A 26,385-nucleotide genomic window follows, 5' to 3' on the forward strand; every position below is an offset into this window, starting at 1 on the left:
GGGAATATCCTTTGTTTAATTACGAATCGCTTCGATTTAGAGCCTGATGAAATTTCAGACATGTACAAATCACGCTGGGCAATTGAGCTGTTTTTCAAATGGATCAAGCAGCATCTCAACATTAAAAAGTTCTATGGTCAAAGCGAGAATGCGATTTACAACCAAGTGTTCATTGCCCTCATTGTATTTTGCTTGAATGTTTTAGCTCAAATTGAAACCAAGAGTAAACGAAAAATCCTGCAAATCAGCCGATATTTAAGGGCTTCTTTATGGAAACCAGCCTACATCTGGCTTCGAAAAATCGAAGGCAAAGCCGTTCCATAAAACGCAAACTGTCGTTATCGCACACGTATAATTGTAAATAAAAACCAAATGAATGGGGCCACCTTTATTGAAATGTTTCCTTTTTTGGCTTTAAACCCTAAGTAGTAATAGACGGAATTTTCTGTCTTTATTTATGCAACACTAGTGATGATATTAATATTCTTCAAATAGAGTTACTGCCACATGCCTATCAGGCTAATACCTAGAATAGCTGCTAAAAATGAAGGAGAAGGTTTTGATAAATCATTTACGTAAAACTATATTTGTGTTAACCTATTTTAAATTAAAGGTTAACACATTGGTAACTTACCTTTAAAAAAACACGTAAATGAGGGAGATTCATTGCAACATTTTTGGGTAGTTGGTACTGACACAGATGTTGGGAAAACATTTATCACAACATTATTCATGCGTTATCTCCAAAAGCAGGGTCATAAAGTAATACCATACAAACCTGTACAAACGGGGGAAGTCTCGGATAAAGGTCGCTATTATTATCACGATACAACAAGCTATTCAGACTATAGCTTACAACCTTTAGCTAAAGAGGCACTGAATACATACTCTTTCTCGATTCCTGCATCACCGCATTATGCCGCTGAGCTTGAAGGGGAAACAATAAAAGAAGACAGGCTTCTAAAAGCCATTGATATGCTAAAACTAGACTATGACACAGTTATTTGTGAGGGAGCTGGGGGATTGTATGTGCCACTTCAATCGGATACTACTTTGACATTGCTTGATGTCATCCAGCAATCGGCACTACCTGTCATACTGGTAGCGAATACGAAGCTTGGCACGATTAATCACACTTTGTTATCTGTCGAGGTACTGAAGGCACGTAATATCGATTTACTAGGTATTGTGTTCAACCAATTCGAGCAGAGTGCATTAGAAAAAAATAATGTCGACACAATACGAAGATTTATCGCTGTGCCAACATTGGTTATCGAGGCTAATCGTACGATTGAAAGCTTCGATGATGAATCGGTTTTTGAAAGGTTGATGACCCATGACATATAAAGAACTTCAAGCCCTTGATCTTAAACATATTTGGCATCCTTGCTCACAAATGAAAGATTATGAATCCTTTCCGCCGATTGTGATAGAACGTGGCGAGGGGGTGTGGTTGTACGACAAACAAGGTAATCGCTATTTAGATGCGGTTTCATCGTGGTGGGTCAATTTATTTGGGCATACGAATCAGCGTATTAGTCGAGCTTTAGCTGAGCAAGCGCAAAAACTGGAGCACGTCATTTTTGCGAATTTTACCCATGTGCCTGCGATTCATGTGGCTGAGAAACTCGTTGCATTGACACCAAAAGGTTTAGAAAAGGTATTTTTTGCAGATAACGGATCTGCCGCGATTGAAGTCGCGCTAAAAATGAGCTTTCAGTACCGTGCCCAAACGAATCAGCTAAAGAAAAAACGTTTTTTAACGTTTACAAATGCATATCATGGCGAAACACTCGGTGCCTTATCTGTTGGTGGGGTTGATTTATACAACGAAGTATATGCTCCTCTGTTATTAAATGTTGTACATACACAGGGACCGGATTGTTTCCGATGTCCTTTTGGCGAGTCACCCGCGACCTGTAACGCTCCCTGTACACAGTACGTAGAAGAACAATTGAAACAACATGCCGAGTCAATTTCCGCGGCCATTATTGAGCCGTTAATTCAAGCAGCAGCAGGTATGAAGATGTATCCACCAGTTTTTTTGCGAAAATTAAGAGCATTATGTGATAAATACGATGTGCATCTCATTGCAGATGAGGTGGCGGTTGGCTTTGGCCGTACTGGTACATTGTTCGCTTGTGAGCAAGCTGATATTACACCGGATTTTTTATGTTTATCAAAAGGAATTACGGGCGGGTACTTGCCCCTCTCTGCTGTACTGACAACGAATGAAGTATATAACGCCTTTTATGACGACTACGGAACGATGAAGGCATTCTTACATTCGCATAGTTATTCGGGTAACCCACTCGCCCTACGTGTAGCAGAGGAAGTACTGACAATTTTTGAAGAAGAACAAGTATTGACTAAGTTAGCACCTAAACAACAATTATTAAAAAAATTAGCGCATGAAGCATTTGATCATTTACCTTATGTAGGTGAATATCGTCAAACTGGCTTTGTTGGCGCAGTTGAATTAGTTACGAATAAAGAGACGAAGGCGCAATTCCAAAGTGAAGAGCGCATCGGCTATCAAATTTATCAGCGTGCACTAGAAAAAGGGCTCCTAATCCGTCCGCTTGATAATATTATTTATTTCATGCCACCATATGTCATCTCGGAAGACGAAATCAAATGGATGATTGAAACAACGAAGGAAGTCATCGACCAATTTTTTAAAGAAAGGTGTGAATAAATTGAAAACCTCACGTACCTTATCGCTTACACTAGTTGCGATTTTTGCTGCAATGACCGCAATTGGAGCCTTTATAAAAATTCCGTTACCCATTGTACCCTTTACATTGCAAATTATTGCTGTGTATCTAGCAGGTTCATTATTAGGAAGTAAGCGAGGTTTACTAAGTCAATTGGTTTATGTCCTCGTCGGTTTATCCGGACTACCTGTTTTTACACAAGGCGGAGGTTTTACGTATATTTTACAGCCGACGTTTGGTTATTTAATTGGCTTCGCTGCAGGTGCTTATACAATCGGTTTCATCATTGAAAGAGTAGAGCAACCTACACGTAAACATTTTATTATCGCAAATTTAATCGGCACTGCTGTCATTTATGTTTTTGGCGTCATTTATCTTTACGTAGCATTAAATCTTTGGCTAGACACACCAACTGACATATCACATGTACTTGCAGCAGGATTGTTTAGTACGGTAGGTGTTGACATAGCACTTGCTATTTTTACAAGTTTATTAGCTACACGTATATATCCATTGTTGAAAACAATCCATTCAACAAAAAGAGGCGTACAAAATAAACTGGCAAACACTAGCTCAAGAAGTTTTTGAGGGTAAAGAATTAACAAAAGTACTCGCAATTTTAATAACAGAAGATGATGAATTGCTTCCTTTACTGCAAGGTGCTTTTACAATTCGTAAACATTACATTTAGGCGTATACGCTGCCAATAGTTTAGGGGGTTATTTGACGACGGAAGGACAGGAAGTAAACAAGTTTCGAAATCGGGATTGCAGAAAAACAGGCTGAACTTTTAATGACATATAGCCAACGGAAAAATGAGAATCTTATACACTAATTCATATAATAATGGAGATTTTAATATTCTTATTAACTTAGATTTTACTATTTAATGTATATCTTGTTATCCTTTTTCTAGGAATGTTCATTCATTTTGAATATTCAATTACCTAATTATAATTTGACGGCTAAAATGTAATATCAGGCTTTCGAAATATCTCTTGAAATCAAGCATCTCCAAAAATGTACCAAACACTTTTGGAAATGCTTTTTTGTTTTTTGTAATCGTTTAAAATTATTTAAATCCCTGAAGCTTGTTTTATAAATATATACTCATGTTCTCAAACACCGAATAATTGTTGGATTCTTGTCTGTATATTATTGATTTTTAACCATATATAAGAATACAGTATCAGAAACTGAAATTATTTCCCCACTTATAAGTATATTTCCCCATCGGTTTTACCAGAATAATACAAGTATACTATTGGATGAAGGGGGGGATATTTTTTTGGAAACGAATCTCGCGTTTTCTCCACGTAGCAAACTATTTTTAGCTGGATTACTTCTATTACTCTTATCTATTTTAGATTCTATCTTCACTGATTTTGGCATTCGAAATAACCATATTACTGAAGCAAATCCACTCATGCGAATAATGTATGAATATAGTGTTATTGGGTTTTATTCGTTGAAAATTACGCTTCCATTTTTGTTGTTGTACAACCTCAGTAAGATTCAGCTTAGAAAATCTTTACAGCTATTAATGGGAGCGGCTATTATCCTTTATACTGTTGTGTTCTTTCAACATATTTTGTGGATTTCATTAGTCGTTTAATCGTAGGTGCCAGTTTCTAATTAGCCCTTAATCTTTACGGAGGTTAGGGGCTTTCTTTTTGCCGAAGCAAGCCGAATTTCAAATATAGTTTATGATTCTGATAGCATTTCCAGCCTTCGCAAGTTGAAAAATTACCCTTTAAAATTAGCTTCTAAGGACGTGAATATTCTGCTAAATAACAAACGGTAGAGTTAGTGCAACAATCATCGCAGTTAGCGCAACAATCAGCAGAGATAATGCAACAATCAACCCAGTTAATACAACAAACAACACAGTTAGTGCAACAATCCCCAAGCCAGCCCCAAAAATCACAAAAAAGCCGCCCATTCAGGCGGCTTCCCAGATCATATTATCTAACTAACGACTCCGCTACCCAACAAACACTCATTTCCGCCCATTTCTCCTCACAGCAAGCAAAAACTGCGGAATCTTCAACATTCTCTTCCAGCGAGTAGGCTGAGTAATCAAACGATGGAACCACTCCAAATTAAGCTTAAGGAAGATGTCTGGGGCACGATCAATGTTCCCAGAAAGTATATCCAAGCTTCCGCCAACGCCCATTAAAATGGCGTTAGGGAACTTTTCGCGATGTGCAGCAATCCATTCTTCCTGTTTTGGAGCACCTAGTGCTACAAAAACATAGTCAGGAGATAGAGCTGAGGCTTTCAAAGCAACCTCCTCAGCGTTACCATCTCCTCCAAAGCCATCAGCGACACCGACTATATCTATATTAGGGTACTGTGCTTTTGCCGCCTCAGCTGCCTTAGCTGCAATACCAGGCTTACCGCCATACATGAAAATCTTATTGCGCGTTCCAGTAGCATTAGCATCTGCCATAAACTCATGTACTAATTCAAATCCTGGAATACGTTCTTGCAAAGGTTGACCGAGCATTTTAGAACCAATGACAACGCCAATTCCATCCGCTACTACATAATCAGCAGCGTGTAATAGTTTTTCATAGGTAGGTAACTCTTTGGCAAGCATGATAATTTCAGGGTTCGCGGTTACGATCCAAACTTGTCCATCTTGTTTTGTTACTGTATTTACAAACTCTTTTTTTGTAGTATCCGCAATTGGAATTGATAAAATATCTATTTTTTTCATACATAAAACCTTTCTTCATCAAAGCATTTCTTTCTATTATATAGTAAACCATCTGAAAGGGGCTTGGATAATCCGTATGCGTTCAAAGTGATTATTATTAATCATCCAGACCAACAGTCTCTTTTACCCATTCAGTAGATCTAAAAGCTCGATTTTCAACATCTTTTAAATGTTCTACATAATAAAAGCCGTCTTTAATCATAATCGCAGTTGGGGAAAACCTTGGCGAAACAACCCGTATAGCCCCTTCAGCATTTTTTACAACATTTAAGGAAGCTATGCCGCCAACATAAGTAGCCGGATCTTGCTGAGCTGCGAAGAAATTACCTAGAGAGTAAAATACGTGCGTCTCATGTCCGTCTGTAGTCGTTATTTTCTCATAAGGTTGTAAAACATGTGGATGGTGGCCAAAAATAATATCTGCACCAGCTTCGGAGATGACTTTAGCCATTTGTTTTTGCTTCTTATTGGGTGTAGATTGGTATTCAATGCCCCAGTGCATATTAACGATGATAACGTCGCTATTAGGGCGCATTTTTTTGATATCCTTTTGAATGGTTTGGAGATTGATACGATTGACTAAATAATCTTTCCCAGCAGGTGTTTTATTATCATTTGTTCCGTACGTGTAAGATAACGTTCCTACTTTAATACCTTTAACATCGATAATACGCATCTTTTCTCGATCTTTAGCCGATTTATAAGCCCCAACATAAGGTAAGCCGTAAGATTTGATATTCTTTAGAGCAGCAAGAACACCTTCTTCACCATGATCTAATGTGTGATTATTGGCTACTGATAAGAGATCGACACCAGCTTCTTTCAAATCGCGAACAATATAATCTGGGCTTGCAAATTTTGGGTATCCAGATAATCCAAATTCTTTTCCTACGGGCAAGGATTCCTGATTTGCTAGCAGAAAGTCATAGCTTTTTAACGTATCTTCCACCGCTGCAAAAGATGGGGAGTAATCTGGGTAATATAATAATTGGGTATGCAATATGATATCACCAATCATAGCGATAGAAATCTTCTTATCTTTAATGATGGGCGCAGCTTGCTCAACTTTTTCTGGTTGTATATCAGTAGTAGTTTCATTTGTTGGTATTTTTTGATATTTATCAGAAATGGTGCATGCACTAAGTAAAAAGAGGGTAAAACAAATTAATAGAATATTTTTCAAAGAAAATCATCCTTTCTAAGTCCATTTTCTTTAGATTGTGCTATGATAAACTTTGTGAAAAATGAATACTACATTTTTGAAACTTTAGATGTAGTTTATCCGTCTATAATAGTAATGAATTTTATGCAGACAGGAAGTGGATGTGAAAGTGAATAATAATAGAAGATATCGACCGAAAAAAACATCCTTTAAGCGTGTAGCGGCTTCCATTATTTTAATCATAGCAGTTATTGCTGGATTATACACACTCCTTACAAAAAATGATGAAGCTACAGATGAGCCAAATGTAAAAGTGGCTGATACCGAAAAAGCAGCTCAGGAAAAACCACAAGAAGAAGATGATGATGATACTTCTGAGAAAAAAGAAGGAACGGTCACGACGGATATTAAAGCAGGCGTTACGAATGAAGCTGTTACAGATGTGACAATGCCTAAAAACGATACGTCAGCTATTATTGCGAATGCAAAAACGCAAGTGTACACTGTCTATACGGACTTGCAACAAGGATCGGGTTTTCTTTTCAATAGAAAAGGAGACATTATAACAAATGCCCATGTTGTAAAAGATGCATCCTATGTATTTGTGACAAATGAACATGGTCAAGAATTCCAAGGACAAGTAATCGGTATTTCTAAAAAAACTGACATTGCACTAATTCGAGTGCCTGGTTTGCAAGGGAAAGACCCACTTGTACTAGATACTACAAAAGCAAAAGTAAACACGCCCGTTATCGCCATAGGAAGTCCTAATAATAAGGGTGGTACATCAACAGAAGGCGATATTAGAGCGTTAAATGGCAATTTTACAGATGAATATAATTATTCAAATCTATATGAGATTACAGCACGTTTAGAGCAAGGTTCAAGTGGTGGACCTCTAATTAACGCGACAACTGGTAATGTTATCGGCATTAACTCCATCATATTAACGGATCAACCTGAAATTGGTTACGCAATCCCTGTCTATTCAATTATGTCACTCATCACCAAATGGGCAGATCAAGATATCGAAATTAAATTAGACGATGAAGAAGATTACGACCATAAGCAGGATGCTTATTTAGATAAAAAATTAATCAAAGACTATATAAATGGCTACTATGAACTATTCCCATACGCTATCAAAGATAAAAATAAAAACTACTACGAAACTTACTTATTACCAAACAGTAGTGCAGCAACAACAGCAAAAGAAATGATTGCAACTTATTCATCGAAAGACAAACAGTATCAAGATTTAACATTTACGTTTGGCTCAGTAGACATCTATGATGACTATGCGACAGCAAATGTTAACTCGACATATACTTACAAAGACGTCAAAACAGGTGTTAAAGGAACGATTAAACAATCCATCCGTTACACAATTATTATTGATAAATATGGTGATTATCAGTTCACTAAAATTGATATCTTATCAACAAATTCGGACTTGCCTACATCGGGTTCTGGTGACAAAGAAAAAGAAAAAGAAAATGTAACTCCACCAACTGATGATAATGAAAAAACAGATGATGAAGAAGAAGAAGATTCTGTAGAAACTCAAGGTACAGAAACACCGACAGATGAAAAAACAGTAGAATAAGTACCAAAACCTCGAGTTAGCAAAACTCGAGGTTTTTTTATGAGAAATAAGCTTGACTGAGTTTAGAAGAGAAGTTGGGACTGCTAATTTCATACATAAAAACCTCTAAGTAAAGGGCTTTTATCTAAAAGTCCAATACTTAGAGGTTCTAAAATCAATGATGATTAATTTAATTAGTTGAAAGTACCGTAGCTGTGTAAATAGCGATTCCAGTATCCATTATTGATAGATTGGACTTGAACTTGGCTTCCAGCTGCATGTACGATTTTACCATCACCCATATAAATTGCTACGTGATCAATTGCCCCTCCACCTTGTGTGAAGAATACTAAATCACCAGCTTGTGGGTTGCTTGTATATCTTGTTTCACTACGTTGTGAACGACTTGTACGTGTGATAGATTTACCTTGTTGTTGGAAAACATATTGTGTAAAGCCACTGCAATCGAATCCAGAAGTAGTCGTACCACCATAACGATAAGGGATTCCAATATATTGAAGTGCTTGATCGACGATTTCGCTACCAGAATCGTTACTAGAAGAAGCTTTTGTTATGCTTTTTGATGTTTTTGATAGGTAAGCGCCTGACATCCAGCCTTCTTTACCGTTTACTGAAACTTTGTACCATGTTTTTTTACCAACAGTTTTTTTAGAAGAAGCCTTTACAACAGTGCCTGAAGCAACAGATGTTTTTACTGTTGAGTTTGTTGAAGCATCAGAACGAAGATTCAAGCTTGCAGTTGTTTTGAAGCGAATATTAACTTTAGTAGCAATCGGATTTGAAACTTGAGTTACTTCAACTGTTTCAACTTTTGTATTTTCTTTAGTGTTGTTGTCGTTTTCAGCAGCTTTTGCACTTCCAAAGGCAAGTGTTAAAGCAAGTGTACTTGATGCGATTGCTGTAAATAATGCTTTCTTATTCATCAATTCATCCTCCAACTTTTCAACGATATTTTTTATATATAATGTTCAATGATTATTGTAAATTTTAGTTTGTTCGACTAAGTAATACTTTAAAGAATTCAGAAAAGAAACACAATGCTATTTCGTTTACAGTTATATTACAGTTGTGTAACAAAAATGAGGAAAAAGTTCTAATGATGAGTGGTATTTAAGTCTTTATAGTTTAAATTTTAGTGGGAAATTACTAATTATATTTACTTAAAAGTTAAGTAATTTTTGTAAAAGTTTAATTGGCGTATTAAATAAGATAATTTAAGTTTTTAGCGAAGAGTTTTGTAACATAATGTTACAAAATATAGCTGCTATTGAAATAATTCATTTTAAAAAGAGCTTTAAAGTAGTTCAAAAAGAGGCGTTTCAGTAATGAATGAGTAGTACTTGACGTTCTATAAATATTTTTTTGAGTATCCTTACAATACAAAAAACATTCCCAAGGCAATTTTATCGCCATGAAAATGCATTTTGATGTTTATTGTTTTATAACAGCAGTACATAAGATTTAATCAAGTGAATAGAAACGTTTGTAACTATCAAAGTGCTGTGCCCAATAAGATTCGTTTACAGAAGAGACTTGAACATGTGTACCACCGGCATGTACGAACTGACCATTGCCAATATATATGCCTAAATGCGAAATACCAGTTTGGTATGTATTACGGAAAAATACTAAGTCACCTACTTGAGGTGTATTAATATAGTAAGATCTAGCTTCATAACCTGCAGCGTTTGTACGTGTCATTGAGTGGCCTGCAGTATTAAATACATAGTGAATGAAGCCGCTACAATCGAAACCTGATGGAGTTTGTCCACCCCATACATAAGGTGTATTTTGTAAGGATAAACCTAAGTTGACAGCCTTTTGTTTGATTTCATTTTTTGAAACAGTTGGTGTAGTTGGCTTTGAAACATTTGTTGTATTTTCTTTGTCTTGTTGGGGAGTAGAATTTGAGCTGTTTTTGACTTTTAATGTTTGTCCAACACGTATTAAATCAGAAGTTAAACCGTTCCAAGATTTTAATTGAGTAATCGTTATGCCGAATTTATAAGCAATACCGGATAAAGTATCACCAGCTACAATTTTATAAGTAGTAGCACCAACATTTTTTGGAGTTGATGGTTTAGTTGTTGTTCCTGGCTTAGGTGTTGTTGTATTACCAGTTGGTTTACCTGCGTTCGTCGTTGTAGTAGGAATTTTAATCGTTTGTCCTACATATATAAGATGATCTTGGATTTTATTGGTTTTTTGAATTGCGCTGACAGACACTTTATATTTTGTTGAAATTTTTGAAAGGGTGTCGCCTTTTTTTACTTTATAGGTAGCGGTATTACTAGATGAAGAAATTGCATTTGTATTTACCTTATTAGAGGGTACCTTTGAAATTTGAGTAGTTACTTTGCCGGAAAGTAGCAATTTTTGTTTAGGATAAATTATATCTGATTTCAAATTGTTTGATTTTTTTAGTTTAGCGACTGTTGTACCGTGCTTAAGTGCAATTGTGTATAAAGAATCACCACTTTTCACCGTATATGTATTTGAACTTGCTTCTGTTGATTGACTATTAATACAAAGTGCGAGTGCACCTGTAGCCAGGATGGAATAGGTAGCTTTTTTCACGAAAATCACTCCTCTTTATATTTCAAATTATCATCTCTGTTCTTTGTACCCTCATTCTAGTGAAAAAAAACAGAGAAAACAATGAAATTAGTAAAAAGGGGTAATAAGATAGTGAATGTTTTTTGAAAAAATGCAAGATTCTAAAGTAATGGTTATTTAACACTATAAAAAACCTTGTTGTAAAAATAACAAGGGTTTTTATTACTAATTAAAAATAATAAAATTATGTCAATAGTATTAAAAATAAACTATTTAACTATTTCAAGCTTAAATGAACTTTTAATTCAGTAGATACATCCTTAAGTTCCTTCTTATTCATCATATAATACCAAATACCATTAATAGTCTGACCTTGCCCTTTTTTAAAATAGAGTTGCTCAATGGAATTAATGGCGTTTTTATGTTTTTTTTGTAACTCCAACATTTGTTCAAATGTTAAATTTGTTGAAATATTGTCACCGAGTGCATTGAAAATGTTTTTATACTTCCATAGGCTGCTAACAGAAGCGCCTTCTTTTAAAATCCCCTGAATGAGTTGTTTTTGTCGTTCTTGTCGACCAAAGTCCCCGTCAGGATCTTCCTTCCTCATACGTACATATGCGAGAGCATGTTCACCGTCTAATTTTACTTCTCCTTTTGGAAAGCTATAGCCTTCTTCTTTAAATGTAAGCTCATTATTTACTTTAATACCACCAACAGCATCTACAATATCTTGGAAAGCTTCCATATTCACTTCCGTTACATAATCAATCGGGATATCTAGTAAATTTTCGACTGAAGCCATTGCCATCTTAATGCCTCCAAAAGCATAAGCGTGATTCAGCTTATCACTCGTCCCGTGACCAACAATTTTGGTATATGTATCTCTCGGAATACTTAACATTTTCGTACTTCCTTCATTAGCATTGATCGTTAGTACAATAATCGTGTCCGATCGTCCTTTATCATTCTCCCGTTGATCTACACCCAATAGCAAAATGGAAAACGGCTCTTTTTTCTCTAAATGGACTTTTTCTACCCTCATGTCGGATTTATCTCGATCAATTTCTACATGCACACTTTTTAAATTAAAAGTTAAATTGGCATATACGTTCCAAATATACATACCAATTCCTAAAATAATTATGCCAATAATCCACGGCCATTTTCTTTTTTTCTTCTTCGTTTCTATCTCAATTTCCATTGATATTCCACCTCCCAAAACAGGCGATTGACTATTCTATGTATAATTGCGAAAAGCGTCGACAATTTTCCCTGTTATTTAACTTCTTAAAAATTGATGAAATTATACAAATAATCGCAAGTCATATGTGTTATCGACAAAGGTCATTTTATCTATCGATTTATCGAAAATAATGTCGTAATAGGTAGTGGGAATACGTAATGGAAATGAGAGATTGCTATCGTTTTCATCTATTTTTCTTTACTTCAAAGTCGCATTATAGGTAGTTTAATACAACAAGAATGTGTTTGAATAATAAAAAAGCTCACTTTTCTTAAGAAAGAGAGCTTTATCGTATTACTTTCGACGAATTAGTGTTTGCTGTTTATCAAAGCGCAAAGATAAAATAATTGAGGCTAATCGTTGCTGTTGCTCCATAACTGTATGTAAAGAAACATCCAAAATAATTATTTCGCCATTATCAAAATAAAGAATTGTCTGTCCTTTACTATATGCCTCATATCGATAATTATGATAAAACACCCATACGCACTCAGGGTGATAAGGTGATCGTGTCGGATACGCGTAAATTCCTTCACCAATATAAAGTGGAAGCTTTTTGGAATAACCAAGGAGCTCTTTTACTGCATCAATACGACCTTGAAAAGTGGAACCATAGCGAATACATATCTTTTCGAGTAACTGGATAGGCGTTAAAGTCGAGTATAAATATCCATCTTTAGTCATTACCTTAGACTTCGTCTTTCCTTCAAATACAGGAGATAAAACAAATGAATTGGTAGTGATTAAATCTAAATCCTTATCAAACATCATCAAACACCTCACATTTTCATCCATCATACGAAAATAACTAACTTAAATCAACATAATATTGTATATTTTCCAAATATTATAAATTATTAGCGAGGTAAGTGCAGAGGAAACGTTGAATTTCATGTATCGAACGTTAACTATAGTCATTCGTCTTAAACTATAATCCCATATACGATATGCATTACCCGGGATTAAAAAGTGTTGTGCACAACTAGAAAGGCCATCTAATGGACCAATTTGAAATTGTTTTAGCACAATTCGAACCAATGATTACAAGTGTTATGAACCGTTGTCGCATTTATCGAGAACACGAGCAATATAGACAGGCAGCACGTATCGGACTTTGGAAAGCTTGGTCAAAATATGAAGACAGTCGAGGTGACTTTGCTCCATATGCTTATAGATGTATCCAAGGTGCCGTTTTAGATGAGTTGAAAAAAGAATCGCGCAATGAAGAACGTAATATACCTGTCGAGTCAGATACACTAGAATTACTGACAATAAACAAACGCGTAGAAAAGTCAAATACACATATACTAGATTCTATTTTAGAAGCACTACCACCGAAGGATTTACAGTTGCTAATTCTATTGTATATAAAAGGATACAGCTATGATGAATTAGCGGTTATGGAAGGGCTCACAAAAGGTGGTATTAAAAAAAGAAGAGATCGAATTATGAAGCAAATACGAGAAGAAAAAATGAAAATCCCTAAAAAAATCAAGTAAAGTAAAACCGAGCGAAATTGTAATAGTTTATCAGATTACCGTAGTAAATGTCGACATGGGCTGCTTCCTTAGAGGAGATACAAGATATGATGCAAAAAATGTCATCAAAGATAACTGAGACATGAGTCAATTATAGAAGAAATTAGACCTTGAAGTGCGTGCAGGTTGTCGAAATTACTAATATTGAGTAACATAATTGAATGGACCGAGAAAAAAGTTACTAATGTTAAGAGTATATACTAATACTTAACGAAAACGCATGAAGTTTTTTCTGTAATAATTGTAAATGGGATTATAAATGTGATACGTTAAGTATAATACTCAATTGAAGAAATAAAGTAACAAAAATAGCAAAAAAAGCATTAATTCGCGAATATTTATGATTTTTTATGATTTTAATAGGCAAACGTATTTACGTATAGTATATAGAGTAGTATTATAAATTTCATGAACATAAAAACGTTTGCATATTTGGGAGGAAAGAAATTGAGCGTTCAAAGCATTATTCGTAATTTAATAGTAGAAACACCATCTCAGCCAGGGAATTTGGCAAAAGTTGCAACAGCAATTGGCTCAATTGGTGGTGATATTGGTGATATAAAAACAATGAAAATCGGCGCTTTATCTACGATTCGTGATATTTCATGTACATGTACAGATATCGCTCAGCTCGATAAAATTGTCGATGCCATAAATAATATTGCTGACAATATTCACGTCCGTTCAGTATCTGATGACGTCATGAAAGCACACGAAGGCGGAAAAATTCATATGACAAGTCGTGTAGACGTGCGGTCATTAAGTGATTTACGTCGAATTTATACACCTGGTGTGGCGAATGTATGCCAAGAAATCCAAAGAGAACCAGAAAAAGCACATTACTACACAAGTATTGGTAATACTGTTGCAATTGTTACAGATGGTACGGCTATTCTAGGATTGGGGAATATTGGACCAGTTGCAGGTATGCCTGTTATGGAAGGTAAAGCTGTACTATTTGATCAATTTGCTGGTATTAGTGGTATTCCGATCTTACTCGATACAAGTAATCCTGATGAGGTAGTTGAAACCGTAAAACATATTGCAAAAGGTTTTGGTGGTATCTTATTAGAAGATATTGGTTCACCACATTGCTTCGAAATTGAGGAGCGTTTAAAGGCCGAGCTTTCAATTCCTGTTATGCACGATGATCAACATGGAACAGCTGTTGTTACATTAGCAGCAGTAATATCAGCTTGTCGTTATGCGGGAGTTGAATTGAAAGATGCTGTCGTTGGTCAAATTGGCCTTGGTGCAGCAGGACAAGCAATTTGCCGTATGCTAATGGCCTATGGTGTTAAAGAAGTATGTGGTGCGGACACGCAAGAAAGAGCATTAGCTCGTCTGAGTAGTTTTGGTGGAACAGTAGTAGGATCAGTTGAAGAAATGATGGCAAAATGCGATATCGTTATTGCAACGACAGGAGTATCTGGGCTAATTAAACCGTCAATGGTGCGCGAAGGACAAATCATTTTGGCTCTTTCAAATCCATACCCAGAAATTACACCTGAAGATGCGATTGCTGCTGGAGCATCATTTGCTGCAGATGGACGCCTTGTCAACAATGTTCTAGGCTTCCCAGGGATTTTCAGAGGTGCATTAAATGCCAATGTTAAAAGTATTACGTATCCAATGTTATTAGCTGCGGCTAATGCCATTGTAGAGGCAACGCGAAACGGTGACCTTGTACCACACCCACTGGATCCAAATGTCCATAAATCAGTAGCTGAAGCTGTTGAACGAGTAGCCTTAATAGAGATGTCAAATATAGATTAATAACAAAAGATCGCTTATCAAGCGGTTTCAGACTGTAGAAAAACTCGAAAAAAACGAGTTTTCTACAGTCTTTTTATTTTTATACAGGATAGATCAGGTTTTCCAAAGCCTTCCGCTCGCTTTCTGCGGGTGAGCGCCGAGCCGCTTCGTCGCTACGCTCCTGTAGGATCTCGTCTGTCTCGCTTTTTTGAACCAATAAAATGCTACCTTCTTATTCTATTAACTCATTCATTTTAATAATTGAAAGTAAGAATAATCTCGTCGTATAAAAAAGCATTCCGCAGCCGCGAAATGCTTCCTCTAAAACATGCTATTTCTTCTCTAAATCCTCAACAGAGAATACACGACCATAAGCATTCTTATAAACAATATAGTTCGTTACACGGTATTTTTTTCATCAATAATCAGTCCATTTTGTAATTTAGAATTCGTGTAGCTACGCCTGCTGGACAATCATTTGAATGAAACGGTACCATAATACAGCCGACTGATATCATAAAGCCACGAGCAATATTGATTAAATCTGCACCTAAAGCGAGCATGACAGCTGCATGGTCAGGTGTAATAAATTTTCCCGTTGCGATAATTTTCACGCGATCACGAACTCCATGACGAACCAAAGCATCTTGTAATAACACTAGTCCAGAATGGATAGGTAGCTAACACCATCAGCTAGATCTTGGAATGTAGCGCCCGTACCACCTTCAGCACCATCAATTGATATGAAATCGGGGCCTTTACCAGATTCCTTCATATAAGTAGCTAACTCATCCGCATCTTGTGGGCTACCCACAATTTCTCTGCATCGACATGTAATTCATCTACTTGTTTTGTAAACATCGCATTCCGGATATAAAATCCAGCTTCATCAAAATCACGTTTCGAATCAAAGCCGATGACGTTCCCTAAGTATTTCCCAGGTAATACAATATGTAAAAAATCTTCGCGATTAAATGGTTTCCCTAAATGATCATCATTAAATAAGTATTGACGGAATTCAGGACCGACCTTTTCCGGGATATATCTCATTTTTCCTGAAACAGGGAAGTTTCTTAGAATAGCATGTTGCTTTTGATGACGGTCAAGGTAATAGAAAAAGATTACAAAAATTAATGAAATAACAACTAAAACGACTAGTAATATGAGTAAAATCGAAGAAATACATTCAAACCATCCCATATGCGTCACACCCCTTTTTTATATAAAAACCTTAATCTATATCAATAACTTATATAACATCTTACAATTTGAGATAGATTCAAGAGTTTGAAAATAGATAAACAATACAGAAAATACTTTATTATTAAAATAATTAGGGGGGGTGAATTTAGATTAACGCAAAACTACCCAGAGCGTTAAGTGCTCTGGGTAGTTTAATGTAAAGTGTTTTATTTTCTTATAAATAATGAAATAATCCAACCAATTATTGTTCCAACGATTGCAGGAACTAACCAACCAATACCCTCTGCATATAAAGGTAAGTGCTTTAATAAGTTTGCATAAGCTGGGATGTCCAATTTTGCGGCATGTAAACCGTCATATACACTAACCAGAGCAGTAGCAATTAAAGCAACTGTGTAAACAATTGATGCGCCATTGAAGAATTTATCGACTAAAGCTAAGCACATTAACACTATTGCAATTGGGTAGATTGCTAAAAGTATTGGTAAAGAGATTTTAATTAGTTGTTCTAAACCAAAGTTTGAAATGACCGTACTAAAAATTGCGAAAATAAATACTAAACCTTTATACGGAATTTTCGGGAAAAGTTTTGCAAAGAATTGTGATGACGCAGTTAATAGACCGATTGAAGTTGTTAGACAAGCGAGTAGGATAACTGCTGATAATAGAGCATTACCGAGATTACCATAAAGAACGTGTGCAGATTTTTCAATAATTTCTGCGCCACTACCTTGAGCGCCGATTGTTTGGAAACTTGATGCCCCAATATAACCTAGTGATATATAAACTAAAGCTAAACCAGCTGCAGCAATGAATGCGGCAAAAATAGTAGTTTTAACAATTTTAGAACTTTCTGTTACTCCTTTAGCGTGTAGAGCTTGGATAATAACAATCCCAAATATTAGTGCTGCTAAGAAGTCCATTGTCAAGTAACCTTGCAAGAAACCTTCTGTGAAAGGCTGTGTAGTATATTTACCAACAGCTTCACCAGGACCATCCATTGGTGTAATAATACTTTTCGCTGCTAATAACGCAATGACTAATAGAAGAATAGGTGTAAGAATTTTACCTACACGGTCAACCAATTTAGTTGGGTTTAAGGCAAAGAAAGTAGTAATCCCAAAAAACACAATCGTAGTTAATAATAGGGGGATTGGTGAATCTTTCATCGCATCAGTTAGAAATGGTACAACACCAATTTCATAAGAAACTGTACCTGTACGTGGAATAGCGAAGAATGGTCCAATTGCTAAGTAGACGATGGAAGTAAATACGATTCCAAAAACAGGGTGAACCTTTCCGGCCATATCTTGTAACTGACCGCCAGATTTAGCTACAGTGATGACACCGATTAAAGGTAAACCGACACCAGTGATTAAAAATCCAAGCATTGCTAGACTAAATGATTCTCCAGCTTGTTGACCCAATTGTGGAGGGAAGATGATATTACCTGCACCTAAGAATAATGCGAAAAGCATTAAGCCTACAGCGACTTGCTCCCCAAGAGATAAAGATTTGTTCTGCATAAAAAAGCTCCTTTGGAAATTTACTTGCGTAATGATTTCGTCTATGAAAACAAAACACTAATTTTTCTTTAGATAAATAAATATTCTTTGTAATCTGAAAATTCAAATTACAAAAGTTATAAAAGTTACTAAACAACTTTAACATGAATACGTTAAGAATGGAACCTTAAAAAAAGACAAGCTAGTATGTTTTTTCTTAATACAGCACTTTGTAGTATTAAAACGCTTTCATTACACGGAAAACATTTATGAAGATAGTGTAAAGGAACTGTTAAGAGTTTGTAGAATGGAACTTTTAGTCTATTTTATGTGATAGATTACTTTTGAGGAGGGGTAATATACATGTTTAAATGGAATAAAATGGACTTGAGAAAGAAGTATTTTCTTTCACTTAGTATTACTTTGCTATTATTTGCAATTATGACGGTCACACTCATCTTTCAAGTAAATGAGAATAGAAAATGGTCTCAAGAACTTGATAGTTTATCAAAAAATATTAATGACATAGATATGTTGTCAAAGGAATTTAGCACATTATATATAGCAATCATCCATTATGCAGGAGATCCTCTTCCTGAGCACGATACATCCTATAATTCATCGATGTCTACTCTAGAAAGTTTACTAAAAAAATCTGGCGATGTTGTGCTACTAGGGAACTTGGAAGCAATCGAAGTGGAACAAAAAATGATTCATGAATTATACATAAAACGCTTGAAAGTTTCAGTGGAGAAAAAAGACAATATCGCAAAACGGCGTCAACTGAACTCGGTTTATCAATCGTACGACAATATTAAAAAAACTTTACATAAAATCCGCTCTGGAACATCAACAGAACGCGAACAGATTTTACAAAATATGAATGAAAGTCAGAAACGCACTTTAATCGTATTATGCGCTTCTTTCATACTTGCAGTGGCAATCTCGACAGTACTAATGATGATTACAAATCGACAAATTCGACACCAACTCGAGTTAGTTGCAGGAACAGCAGATAGTATTTCAAAAGGGAATTTAAGCGTTGCTGACTTACCAACTCATACGAATGACGAGATAGGACAAGTATCAACAGCGATGAATCATATGAAGCATCAGCTTGTAGAAATGCTCCAAATAATTAAATCATCAGCACAAGAAATATCAAGTGACAGTCATGTACTGCAAAATTATTCAGTACAATCTTTAGAAGGATCTAAAGTTGTATCAGTTTCACTTAAAGAATCTTTGCAAAATGCAAAAGCACAGCAACATTCATCTGATGGCATTGTCGCATTTATGGAACGCTTCTCAGATAATTTGCAACAAATGGTAGGTCAAGTAGAGCAACTGTCCGAAAAAGGACTTCAAGCGGAACAGTATGTGGAAGATAGTAGTGTTTCGATGAATGTAGCTGTAAGTAAAATGACAGGGCTACAACAACTTCTAATAGAAGCCGAACAGGAAAGAATACTTTTGCAAAAGCGTACAGATGAAATTGTCCGTGTCTCTCTTATAGTAAAACAGATTGCCAAACAAACGCATTTGTTAGCCTTGAATGCTGAAATTGAAGCGGCACGGTCTGGAGAAGCAGGGAAGGGGTTCGCGGTTGTTGCAGAAGAAGTCCGTAAATTAGCGGAAGAAGTTTCAAATGCTGCTCACAATATACATAATTTGTCCGATGATATAACTGTGCAAGGCACAACAATGGCGAATACTTTCAAAGCGGGTCTCATAACATCAGAAGAAAGTGCAACAGCAATTCAACAAGCGGCACAGCAAATGACAATTATCATACAATATATAGGCGATACACGTGATCAGTTTAACGCAATGTCCAAACAAATTCAAACTGTTGAAAAAGAAAAGGAAAGCACCAAAACACTTATTCATCAGTTAAATGATGCCATTTTTCAAAATACTGAACATATTGAAGAGACGACGATGTTCGTAAGTGATAATCTATCGACTATTGAATTACTGTCATCACGTATACATGACGTTTCTGAACAAGCGATGACAATGCATCAATCAACAACGAAGTTTGAGATGCACAGCTAGATGTAATATGTGGAAAAATGTTTAGTCCCCCTGAGAGGGGGGTACAATAAATAGAAAATGCCGTAATGCTTCTCCTAACTGCATTGTTGGGAGATTTTTTCTGTGAAAGGTGGAACTATTGAATGGGACGCGTCGTCCTATAAACAAAATGAATAGAGTTTAAGAAAGTATAATTTCTGTCAAACGAAGTGTGTTTTCTAGTATTTCATGCTATAATACATTGTAAATAAATTGTAAATATAGTGGATGCATATTTTATGTGTCTATAAAATATAAATGAAAAGGGTTATTAAGGAGGAAGGGTATGACATACCTTGCATGGATTGTAGCATTTATAGCTTCAATTTTACTGACTCCGCTAGTGAAACGACTCGCATTTCGTGTCGGTGCGGTCGATCGTCCAAATTATCGAAAAGTACATGCTAAAATTATGCCAAGACTTGGTGGCTTAGCCATCTATCTTGCATTCCTCATAGGGATTTTAATTTTACGACCTATGCATGAAGCAATGCTTCCTCTACTAATTGGGAGCTTTGTCATTATTGTGACAGGCGTCCTTGATGATATGTTTGAGATTTCAGCGAAGGCTAAATTACTTGGTCAGTTAATTGCTGCTACAATCGTAATATTTTTTGGTGGAATTCAAATTGATACCATCAACCTTCCATTCAGCAATGGGGAACTTGATTTCGGTTTCTTAAGTATCCCAGTGACAATCATTTGGATTGTAGGTATTACGAATGCGATTAATCTAATTGATGGACTAGATGGTCTTGCTGCCGGTGTTTCAACTATTGCGTTGATAACACTTGCTGGAATGGCCTTTATCATGGGAGATACATTTGTTATTATCATGGCTACAATGTTAGCTGTAAGTACTATCGGTTTTTTATTTTACAATTTCCATCCTGCGAAAATTTTCATGGGGGATACCGGGGCATTGTTTCTTGGCTTCATGATTTCAGTTTTGGCTTTACTAGGATTCAAAAACGTTACATTTGTTTCACTAGTTATTCCGATTATCATGCTTGGCGTACCAATCTCGGATACATTCTTTGCTATTGTTCGCCGCTTATTAAATAAACAACCACCATTTTCACCAGATAAGTCACATTTACATCACTGCTTATTAAATGTTGGTTTCACACATCGTCAAACTGTATTAATCATTTACGGTATTGCCTCGATGTTCGGCCTAGCAGCGATTGTTTTCTCTATGGCTAAGGTATGGGGAGCCATTCTACTCATAACGGTATTGCTTGTAGCGATTGAATTATTTGTAGAAGTGATAGGACTTGTAGGATCAAATTATAGACCGCTATTAAATTTAGTACGTAAAAGTAAATAATAAAAGACGATATTGCAGGGTGACTGCGATATCGTCTTTTTATTTATGAATGAATAAATGGCTTGGTATTCAAAGAGATAAACTGATATGTCTCGAGAACTCAAGAGAGCTCATGAATTAAAAAAACGCTTTTGTACATGGTTTGATCAAGCTAAAGAAAATGGCCCTGCTTGGATAAACAAGACCAAGGAAGCCCTTTATGAATTTTACAAAGAAGTAGAAGATGCCAATATTCCTGAGTTAAAGGGAGCTATTTAAACACGCAAAAATTGGCAATCTGAAATTCTAAATAGCTTTGCGTATCCATATTCAAACTGCTTTTTAGAAGGTATTAATAACCGTAATAACCGTACGAAAGTACTAAAACGAAATGCGTTCGGCTTTAAAAGCTTTGAGCGATTTCGAGCAAAATTTTATTATCCAGTAAATTTAAAGAAATCGGGATTCATATTGGATAGTGTGATTTTTTAGCCATCCCAACATTTGACGTTGAGCCTTTATTTACTGTTAGATGAATCCTTCTGGAATGGTTATGGATGTGAAAGGGGCTAGTAATTTTGATAGCTTTATTATCAACTTTACAAATGTTAACTTTGAAATACGTACAGGTCAGTCTCATTTGGTGAGGTGACAATAACTCATATACTTAACTAACAACTTACTGTAATTCTTGTTGAATATAATAAATCCCTTAGTCGAAGACGACTAAGGGATTTTATTGATTATTGATTATTATCTGATTTGTAATTTGATTTGAATCCAGAGCCATCAGCATTATTATTTTCTGCTGCATTATCTGTGTCACCTGATTTATCTGTTAGTTTACTATTTGTTAAACCAAGTTGAGTACGTAAGGTGTTTTGTGTTTCTGCCAATGCATTTTGATCTAATTGGTAGTAGTAAATGCCGGTAGAAGTATCATCATCACCTTTAAGGGATAATGTTTCTACATCTGGCATGCCGCCTTTAATATACTCAAAGAATGATTTCATTTCATTGAAAGTCATATTTGTTTTCATATTGTTACCAACAGCTTCAAGTATATTATCGTATTTTGTAAATGATGTAACGGAAGATGCTTTTTTCATTATAGCAGCTAAAATCATTTGTTGACGCTCGCCACGTTGAATATCACTATCTTGTTTACGAGTTCTTGCAAGCGCTAATGCTTGACGACCATTTAACGTTTGCATACCAGGTTTTAGGTTAACTGTACGTTTATCATTTTCATCAAGTTCATGAAGTTCGTATGGAACGTCCACTTTAACACCGTTAAGAGCATCAACAATTTCGATAAAAGCATCAAAGTTTAAACGGTAATAATAATCAACCGGTACATTTAATAAATTTTCAACAGTTTCAATAGTTGCGTTCGTACCACCAAGATGTGCATGCGTAATCTTGTCTTGCTTGTTTACATTTGGGATATAAACATAAGAATCACGAGGAATACTTAATAGTTTTACGGATTTTGATTTATTGTTTAATGTTGCAAGTAATAATGCGTCTGAACGGGAATGATCGGAACCTTGACCTCGTTCTTCACTATCGTCGATACCAACAAATAGAATAGAAACATTATCCGTCATTGGTTTTACTGCCGATTCACGTAGATCCGACTTTACACGTGTATTGTCGTTGTCATATGCCTTATTAGCAGCTTCTTCTGCTTTCTTCGTTAACCAATATGCGTAGGTTCCTGTTGAGACAACCATAAGGGCAATAAGGATTAAAAATGTGCGTAATATCAGTTTTTTCTTTGAGGGCTTCTTTTTTCTTTGGCCCATTCTTAAATTCGTCATACATTATCTCCTCTAAATTAGGAATAAAAGCTATATATATAAATATTGGACGGTAAGCCTATCCAAAAAGTTTCAATTTTGAATCTATAGCGAATTATATTATACTATGCGGTTTTGTAACAGTAAAATTAAATTTATATTACTGTTTGTCGAATTCTAAAAATTCCTGTTTATGACAATTTATTTTACATTGTCCATTAGTCATTTCTATCATCCAATTCGTAAAGTCCTCTTCTTCCTCTTTTGGTACAAAAATATAAAAATCGACATCATCCGTATATTCAATTTTCTCTAATATATATGAAGAACTGCGAATAGTATTTTCTACTTTTCCTAACCATGTATAGCTAGTGGAAACTTTCATCAAACTATGAAGGCGACGTTCAACTACAGTTGCAGCTTCAATTCCAACTGTAGTTGATTTACCGTAAGCACGAACCAAACCACCAGCTCCCAGTTTAATGCCTCCAAAGTAACGAGTTACGACAACAGCAGTATCTTTCAACTGTTGTTTTTTCAGAACTTCAAGTATAGGTACTCCGGCCGTACCACTAGGTTCACCATCATCATTCGCTTTTTGAATTTGATCGTGTTCACCAATTAAATAAGCCGAGCAATTATGGGTTGCAGAATGATGTTCTTTTTTTATCTTGTTAATAAACGCAATAGCTTCTTCTTCAGTCTCTACTCGTTCGCAATGCGCGATAAATCTCGATTTTGAGATGATTATTTCATCAGTTCCAAAGCTTTTTAGTGTATAATAGTTTTCTCTCATGGTAAACTCCTTAAATAAATCAATTTTTTTTTGACATTTAGTTGACATGAAATTTTAATAAAAAATTATCATAAAAATGCTATAATTAACTTTGTGATACAGGAAAATAGGTACATGTATAGAATTTTATATATGCTCATTATTTCTTCTAAATGTAGCACAAATTGTAAGGGGTATGTGTATGTTGGGAGACAAAATTGATATAAAATCATTAGATTTAATTTTTAATCGAATGGTAAAAACAATAGACGAATCTAAAAGCGATATTTTTACGATTAGTGAACAAAGTAGACGAACATTTGAAGAAATGAAAATCGAACTGGAAGAAGTTCGTGAAAAAATCGCCGATGTGATCACTGAAAATGACATTTTAGAGAACAAAACGAAATTTGCCAGAGGAAGATTAGCGGAAGTTTCAAAAAACTTCCAAACGTATTCTGAATCTGAAATTCACAAAGCATACGATCAAGCAAACCAACTTCAAATACGTCATTCTGTTATCAAGGCTGAAGAAAAGCAGCTACGTGAGAAAAGAGATGACCTAGAGAGAAGGATGCGCAATTTACTTGATACAATTGAAAAAGCAAATCACCTCGTAAACCAAGTAAATGTCGTATTAAACTATTTAACATTTGATTTGAAGCACGTCGGTCCTGCACTCGAAAATGCGAAGATAAAAGAAGACTTTACGATTAAAATCATTGAAGCAACAGAAGACGAGCGTAAACGTATTTCTCGTGAAATTCATGATGGACCTGCACAAATGTTAGCTAATGTATTACTTCGCACAGATTTAATAAATCGCACATACCAAGAACGAGGGGTAGAAAAAGCACTACAAGAAATATTACAATTAAAAGACATGGTGCGCGATGCGCTACATGAAGTAAGACGCATTATTTACGATTTACGTCCAATGGCTTTAGATGACCTAGGTATAATTCCAACACTAAAGAAATATCTTTCTTCAGTTGAAGAGTATAATAAGGGTACTGCAATCCATTTTCAGTCAATGGGCGAGCAAAAAAGAATGGGTACAAATTATGAGGTAGCCATTTTTAGACTTGTACAAGAATGTGTAAATAATGCTATAAAACATGGTAAAGCACTTGGGGTATGGGTTAAATTTGAATGGTTGGAAGAACATGCTAATGTAACTATAAAGGATGATGGTGTAGGTTTCGATACTAATATTGTAAAAAAGAATTCATTCGGTTTAATTGGTATGCGTGAACGAGTAGAATTACTTAGTGGTGAAATGGAAATGCTTTCTGAGATTGAAAATGGAACTAGAATAATATTCAAAATTCCACTAAATCATGATCAAAAGAATTAGAGTAGTATTAATTAGGAGGAATTTATATGACAAAAATAATAATAGTAGACGATCACCAATTATTCCGTGAAGGTGTAAAACGCATTTTAGATTTTGAAGATACATTTGATGTAGTAGCAGAAGGCGATGACGGTACTGATGTAGTCCAACTTTATGAAGAGTATAGTCCAGATGTTGTATTAATGGATATCAATATGCCTCAAAAAAATGGTGTTGAAGCAACAGCTGAACTTTTAGAAAAATACGCTGATGCAAAAGTTATTATGCTTTCTATCCATGATGATGAATCATATGTTTCACACGCATTAAAATCAGGTGCTCTTGGTTATATGTTAAAAGAAATGGATGCTGACGAAATCGTTGAAGCTATCAAGATTGTAGCTTCAGGCGGTTCTTACTTACATCCGAAAGTAACTAAAAACCTAGTTGCTGAATACCGTCGCTTGAGCGAACGCGAAAATAAAGGTTCATTCCATCAAACAGAAATTCGTCGTCCATTCCATTTGTTAACTAAGCGTGAATGTGAAGTATTGCAATTATTAACTGATGGTCAAAGTAACCGTGCAATTGGTGAAACTTTATTCATCTCAGAAAAAACAGTTAAAAACCACGTATCAAGCATTCTACAAAAAATGAATGTAAATGACCGTACACAAGCTGTAGTTACAGCAATTAAAAACGGTTGGGTTGAAGTACGCTAATTGTTCTGCTCTGTCTACATGATGATAGGTTTACTCGCTGTAAGTGAACGTTCCGACGCATCGCTTGTGCTAAGTTATGAATTAGCCTATTATTAAGAGTGCAGTTCAACTTTGAACATGACGCAATGTCAAAGCCTGCATTTAAAACTTGAAAAGCATTGGTCGAAATAAACCTAATTTTAGTCTGCGATTAGCACTGCAAATTCATTTGTACGCATTCTATCATTGTGTATTTTTTTGTACCAAGCACACCCCTGTTTCTCTTTATCGAGAAGCGGGGTTTTGTGTTTTTGTGCAACTTTAAACTTGCTACAAACGTCATCTATTTGTAAATATTTTTTGAAAAGATATAGTA

At 35.5% G+C, this 26,385-nt stretch carries 25 protein-coding genes and 1 pseudogene; 13 read left to right on the plus strand and 13 right to left on the minus strand.

Annotation, left to right across the window (positions count from 1 at the left end; translation table 11 throughout):
- The 5 genes from ACQKMD_RS05180 to ACQKMD_RS05200 form a co-directional block, all read left to right on the plus strand.
- Positions 1 to 324 (plus strand): transposase (locus ACQKMD_RS05180; protein WP_427750077.1); only part of this gene is annotated, 324 nt, incomplete at its 5' end.
- A 342-nt stretch (positions 325 to 666) separates the two neighbouring features.
- On the plus strand, positions 667 to 1,347 hold the full coding sequence (gene bioD / locus ACQKMD_RS05185; RefSeq protein ID WP_427750079.1) for a dethiobiotin synthase: 681 nt from the start codon (positions 667 to 669) through the stop codon (positions 1,345 to 1,347).
- A complete protein-coding gene (gene bioA, locus ACQKMD_RS05190) occupies positions 1,337 to 2,698 on the plus strand; it encodes an adenosylmethionine--8-amino-7-oxononanoate transaminase (RefSeq protein WP_427750081.1) in 1,362 nt (453 codons plus the stop codon). Before bioD ends, bioA begins: the two co-directional genes overlap by 11 nt.
- A gap of 52 nt (positions 2,699 to 2,750) precedes the next feature.
- A complete protein-coding gene (locus tag ACQKMD_RS05195; protein WP_427750278.1) occupies positions 2,751 to 3,305 on the plus strand; it encodes a biotin transporter BioY in 555 nt (184 codons plus the stop codon).
- A gap of 700 nt (positions 3,306 to 4,005) precedes the next feature.
- Positions 4,006 to 4,332, plus strand: a complete 327-nt coding sequence (locus ACQKMD_RS05200) for a DUF5658 family protein (protein ID WP_427750083.1) — start codon at positions 4,006 to 4,008, stop codon at positions 4,330 to 4,332.
- Between the two features lie 171 nt (positions 4,333 to 4,503).
- On the opposite strand, the gene ACQKMD_RS05205 is transcribed toward ACQKMD_RS05200, so the two are convergent.
- The 3 genes from ACQKMD_RS05205 to ACQKMD_RS05215 form a co-directional block, all read right to left on the minus strand.
- The gene (locus ACQKMD_RS05205; RefSeq protein ID WP_427750085.1) at positions 4,504 to 4,644 is read right to left on the minus strand and encodes a hypothetical protein; all 141 of its coding nucleotides are present in this window, start codon (positions 4,642 to 4,644) and stop codon (positions 4,504 to 4,506) included.
- A gap of 72 nt (positions 4,645 to 4,716) precedes the next feature.
- Positions 4,717 to 5,439 carry a WecB/TagA/CpsF family glycosyltransferase gene (locus ACQKMD_RS05210; protein WP_427750087.1) on the minus strand — a complete coding sequence of 241 codons (723 nt, stop codon included), beginning with the start codon at positions 5,437 to 5,439 and terminating at the stop codon, positions 4,717 to 4,719.
- A gap of 97 nt (positions 5,440 to 5,536) precedes the next feature.
- Positions 5,537 to 6,622: a CapA family protein gene (locus tag ACQKMD_RS05215; RefSeq protein ID WP_427750089.1), complete on the minus strand. Its 1,086-nt coding sequence runs from the start codon at positions 6,620 to 6,622 to the stop codon at positions 5,537 to 5,539.
- Between the two features lie 148 nt (positions 6,623 to 6,770).
- Between ACQKMD_RS05215 and ACQKMD_RS05220 the strand changes: the two genes are divergently transcribed.
- Positions 6,771 to 8,207, plus strand: a complete 1,437-nt coding sequence (locus tag ACQKMD_RS05220) for a S1C family serine protease (RefSeq protein WP_427750091.1) — start codon at positions 6,771 to 6,773, stop codon at positions 8,205 to 8,207.
- A gap of 173 nt (positions 8,208 to 8,380) precedes the next feature.
- Here ACQKMD_RS05220 and ACQKMD_RS05225 read toward each other — a convergent pair whose 3' ends face one another.
- The 4 genes from ACQKMD_RS05225 to ACQKMD_RS05240 form a co-directional block, all read right to left on the minus strand.
- On the minus strand, positions 8,381 to 9,130 hold the full coding sequence (locus tag ACQKMD_RS05225; protein ID WP_427750093.1) for a C40 family peptidase: 750 nt from the start codon (positions 9,128 to 9,130) through the stop codon (positions 8,381 to 8,383).
- A 538-nt stretch (positions 9,131 to 9,668) separates the two neighbouring features.
- Positions 9,669 to 10,784, minus strand: a complete 1,116-nt coding sequence (locus ACQKMD_RS05230; protein ID WP_427750095.1) for a LysM peptidoglycan-binding domain-containing protein — start codon at positions 10,782 to 10,784, stop codon at positions 9,669 to 9,671.
- A gap of 256 nt (positions 10,785 to 11,040) precedes the next feature.
- The gene (locus tag ACQKMD_RS05235) at positions 11,041 to 11,967 is read right to left on the minus strand and encodes an LCP family protein (RefSeq protein ID WP_427750097.1); all 927 of its coding nucleotides are present in this window, start codon (positions 11,965 to 11,967) and stop codon (positions 11,041 to 11,043) included.
- Between the two features lie 336 nt (positions 11,968 to 12,303).
- Complete coding sequence (locus ACQKMD_RS05240) at positions 12,304 to 12,780, minus strand: competence protein ComK (RefSeq protein WP_427750099.1); 477 nt, start codon at positions 12,778 to 12,780, stop codon at positions 12,304 to 12,306.
- Positions 12,781 to 13,007: 227 nt separating this feature from the next.
- Between ACQKMD_RS05240 and ACQKMD_RS05245 the strand changes: the two genes are divergently transcribed.
- Together ACQKMD_RS05245 and ACQKMD_RS05250 are read left to right on the plus strand one after the other, a co-directional pair.
- On the plus strand, positions 13,008 to 13,508 hold the full coding sequence (locus ACQKMD_RS05245; protein ID WP_427750101.1) for a sigma-70 family RNA polymerase sigma factor: 501 nt from the start codon (positions 13,008 to 13,010) through the stop codon (positions 13,506 to 13,508).
- Positions 13,509 to 13,994: 486 nt separating this feature from the next.
- Positions 13,995 to 15,323, plus strand: coding sequence for an NAD-dependent malic enzyme (locus ACQKMD_RS05250; protein WP_427750103.1), 1,329 nt, complete (start codon positions 13,995 to 13,997; stop codon positions 15,321 to 15,323).
- Positions 15,324 to 15,727: 404 nt separating this feature from the next.
- Here the strand turns inward: ACQKMD_RS05250 and ACQKMD_RS05255 are convergent, their stop codons facing one another.
- From ACQKMD_RS05255 to brnQ, 4 genes are all read right to left on the minus strand, one after another.
- Positions 15,728 to 15,961 carry a glutamate synthase-related protein gene (locus tag ACQKMD_RS05255; protein ID WP_427750105.1) on the minus strand — a complete coding sequence of 78 codons (234 nt, stop codon included), beginning with the start codon at positions 15,959 to 15,961 and terminating at the stop codon, positions 15,728 to 15,730.
- On the minus strand, positions 15,961 to 16,116 hold the full coding sequence (locus ACQKMD_RS05260; RefSeq protein WP_427750107.1) for a glutamate synthase-related protein: 156 nt from the start codon (positions 16,114 to 16,116) through the stop codon (positions 15,961 to 15,963). Before ACQKMD_RS05260 ends, ACQKMD_RS05255 begins: the two co-directional genes overlap by 1 nt.
- Positions 16,086 to 16,502 carry a hypothetical protein gene (locus ACQKMD_RS05265; protein ID WP_427750109.1) on the minus strand — a complete coding sequence of 139 codons (417 nt, stop codon included), beginning with the start codon at positions 16,500 to 16,502 and terminating at the stop codon, positions 16,086 to 16,088. Before ACQKMD_RS05265 ends, ACQKMD_RS05260 begins: the two co-directional genes overlap by 31 nt.
- 209 nt (positions 16,503 to 16,711) lie before the next feature.
- The gene (gene brnQ, locus ACQKMD_RS05270; RefSeq protein WP_427750111.1) at positions 16,712 to 18,031 is read right to left on the minus strand and encodes a branched-chain amino acid transport system II carrier protein; all 1,320 of its coding nucleotides are present in this window, start codon (positions 18,029 to 18,031) and stop codon (positions 16,712 to 16,714) included.
- Positions 18,032 to 18,373: 342 nt separating this feature from the next.
- On the opposite strand from brnQ, the gene ACQKMD_RS05275 reads away from it, so the two are divergent.
- The 3 genes and pseudogenes from ACQKMD_RS05275 to ACQKMD_RS05285 form a co-directional block, all read left to right on the plus strand.
- Positions 18,374 to 20,068, plus strand: a complete 1,695-nt coding sequence (locus ACQKMD_RS05275) for a methyl-accepting chemotaxis protein (RefSeq protein ID WP_427750113.1) — start codon at positions 18,374 to 18,376, stop codon at positions 20,066 to 20,068.
- 304 nt (positions 20,069 to 20,372) lie between these two features.
- Positions 20,373 to 21,416: a glycosyltransferase family 4 protein gene (locus ACQKMD_RS05280; protein ID WP_427750115.1), complete on the plus strand. Its 1,044-nt coding sequence runs from the start codon at positions 20,373 to 20,375 to the stop codon at positions 21,414 to 21,416.
- A gap of 87 nt (positions 21,417 to 21,503) precedes the next feature.
- Positions 21,504 to 21,874 (plus strand): annotated as a pseudogene (locus tag ACQKMD_RS05285) (transposase); the annotation flags it as partial.
- A 264-nt stretch (positions 21,875 to 22,138) separates the two neighbouring features.
- Here the strand turns inward: ACQKMD_RS05285 and ACQKMD_RS05290 are convergent.
- Positions 22,139 to 23,218: an LCP family protein gene (locus tag ACQKMD_RS05290; RefSeq protein WP_427750117.1), complete on the minus strand. Its 1,080-nt coding sequence runs from the start codon at positions 23,216 to 23,218 to the stop codon at positions 22,139 to 22,141.
- Positions 23,219 to 23,357: 139 nt separating this feature from the next.
- Positions 23,358 to 23,993, minus strand: a complete 636-nt coding sequence (locus ACQKMD_RS05295) for a YigZ family protein (protein WP_427750118.1) — start codon at positions 23,991 to 23,993, stop codon at positions 23,358 to 23,360.
- A 181-nt stretch (positions 23,994 to 24,174) separates the two neighbouring features.
- On the opposite strand from ACQKMD_RS05295, the gene ACQKMD_RS05300 reads away from it, so the two are divergent.
- Together ACQKMD_RS05300 and ACQKMD_RS05305 are read left to right on the plus strand one after the other, a co-directional pair.
- Complete coding sequence (locus ACQKMD_RS05300; RefSeq protein ID WP_427750120.1) at positions 24,175 to 25,329, plus strand: sensor histidine kinase; 1,155 nt, start codon at positions 24,175 to 24,177, stop codon at positions 25,327 to 25,329.
- 26 nt (positions 25,330 to 25,355) lie between these two features.
- Positions 25,356 to 26,030, plus strand: a complete 675-nt coding sequence (locus ACQKMD_RS05305) for a response regulator (RefSeq protein ID WP_427750122.1) — start codon at positions 25,356 to 25,358, stop codon at positions 26,028 to 26,030.
- Positions 26,031 to 26,385: the final 355 nt, after the last annotated feature.

It is taken from the genome of Viridibacillus sp. NPDC096237 (assembly GCF_050278625.1).
Classification (GTDB): Bacteria; Bacillota; Bacilli; order Bacillales_A; family Planococcaceae; genus Viridibacillus.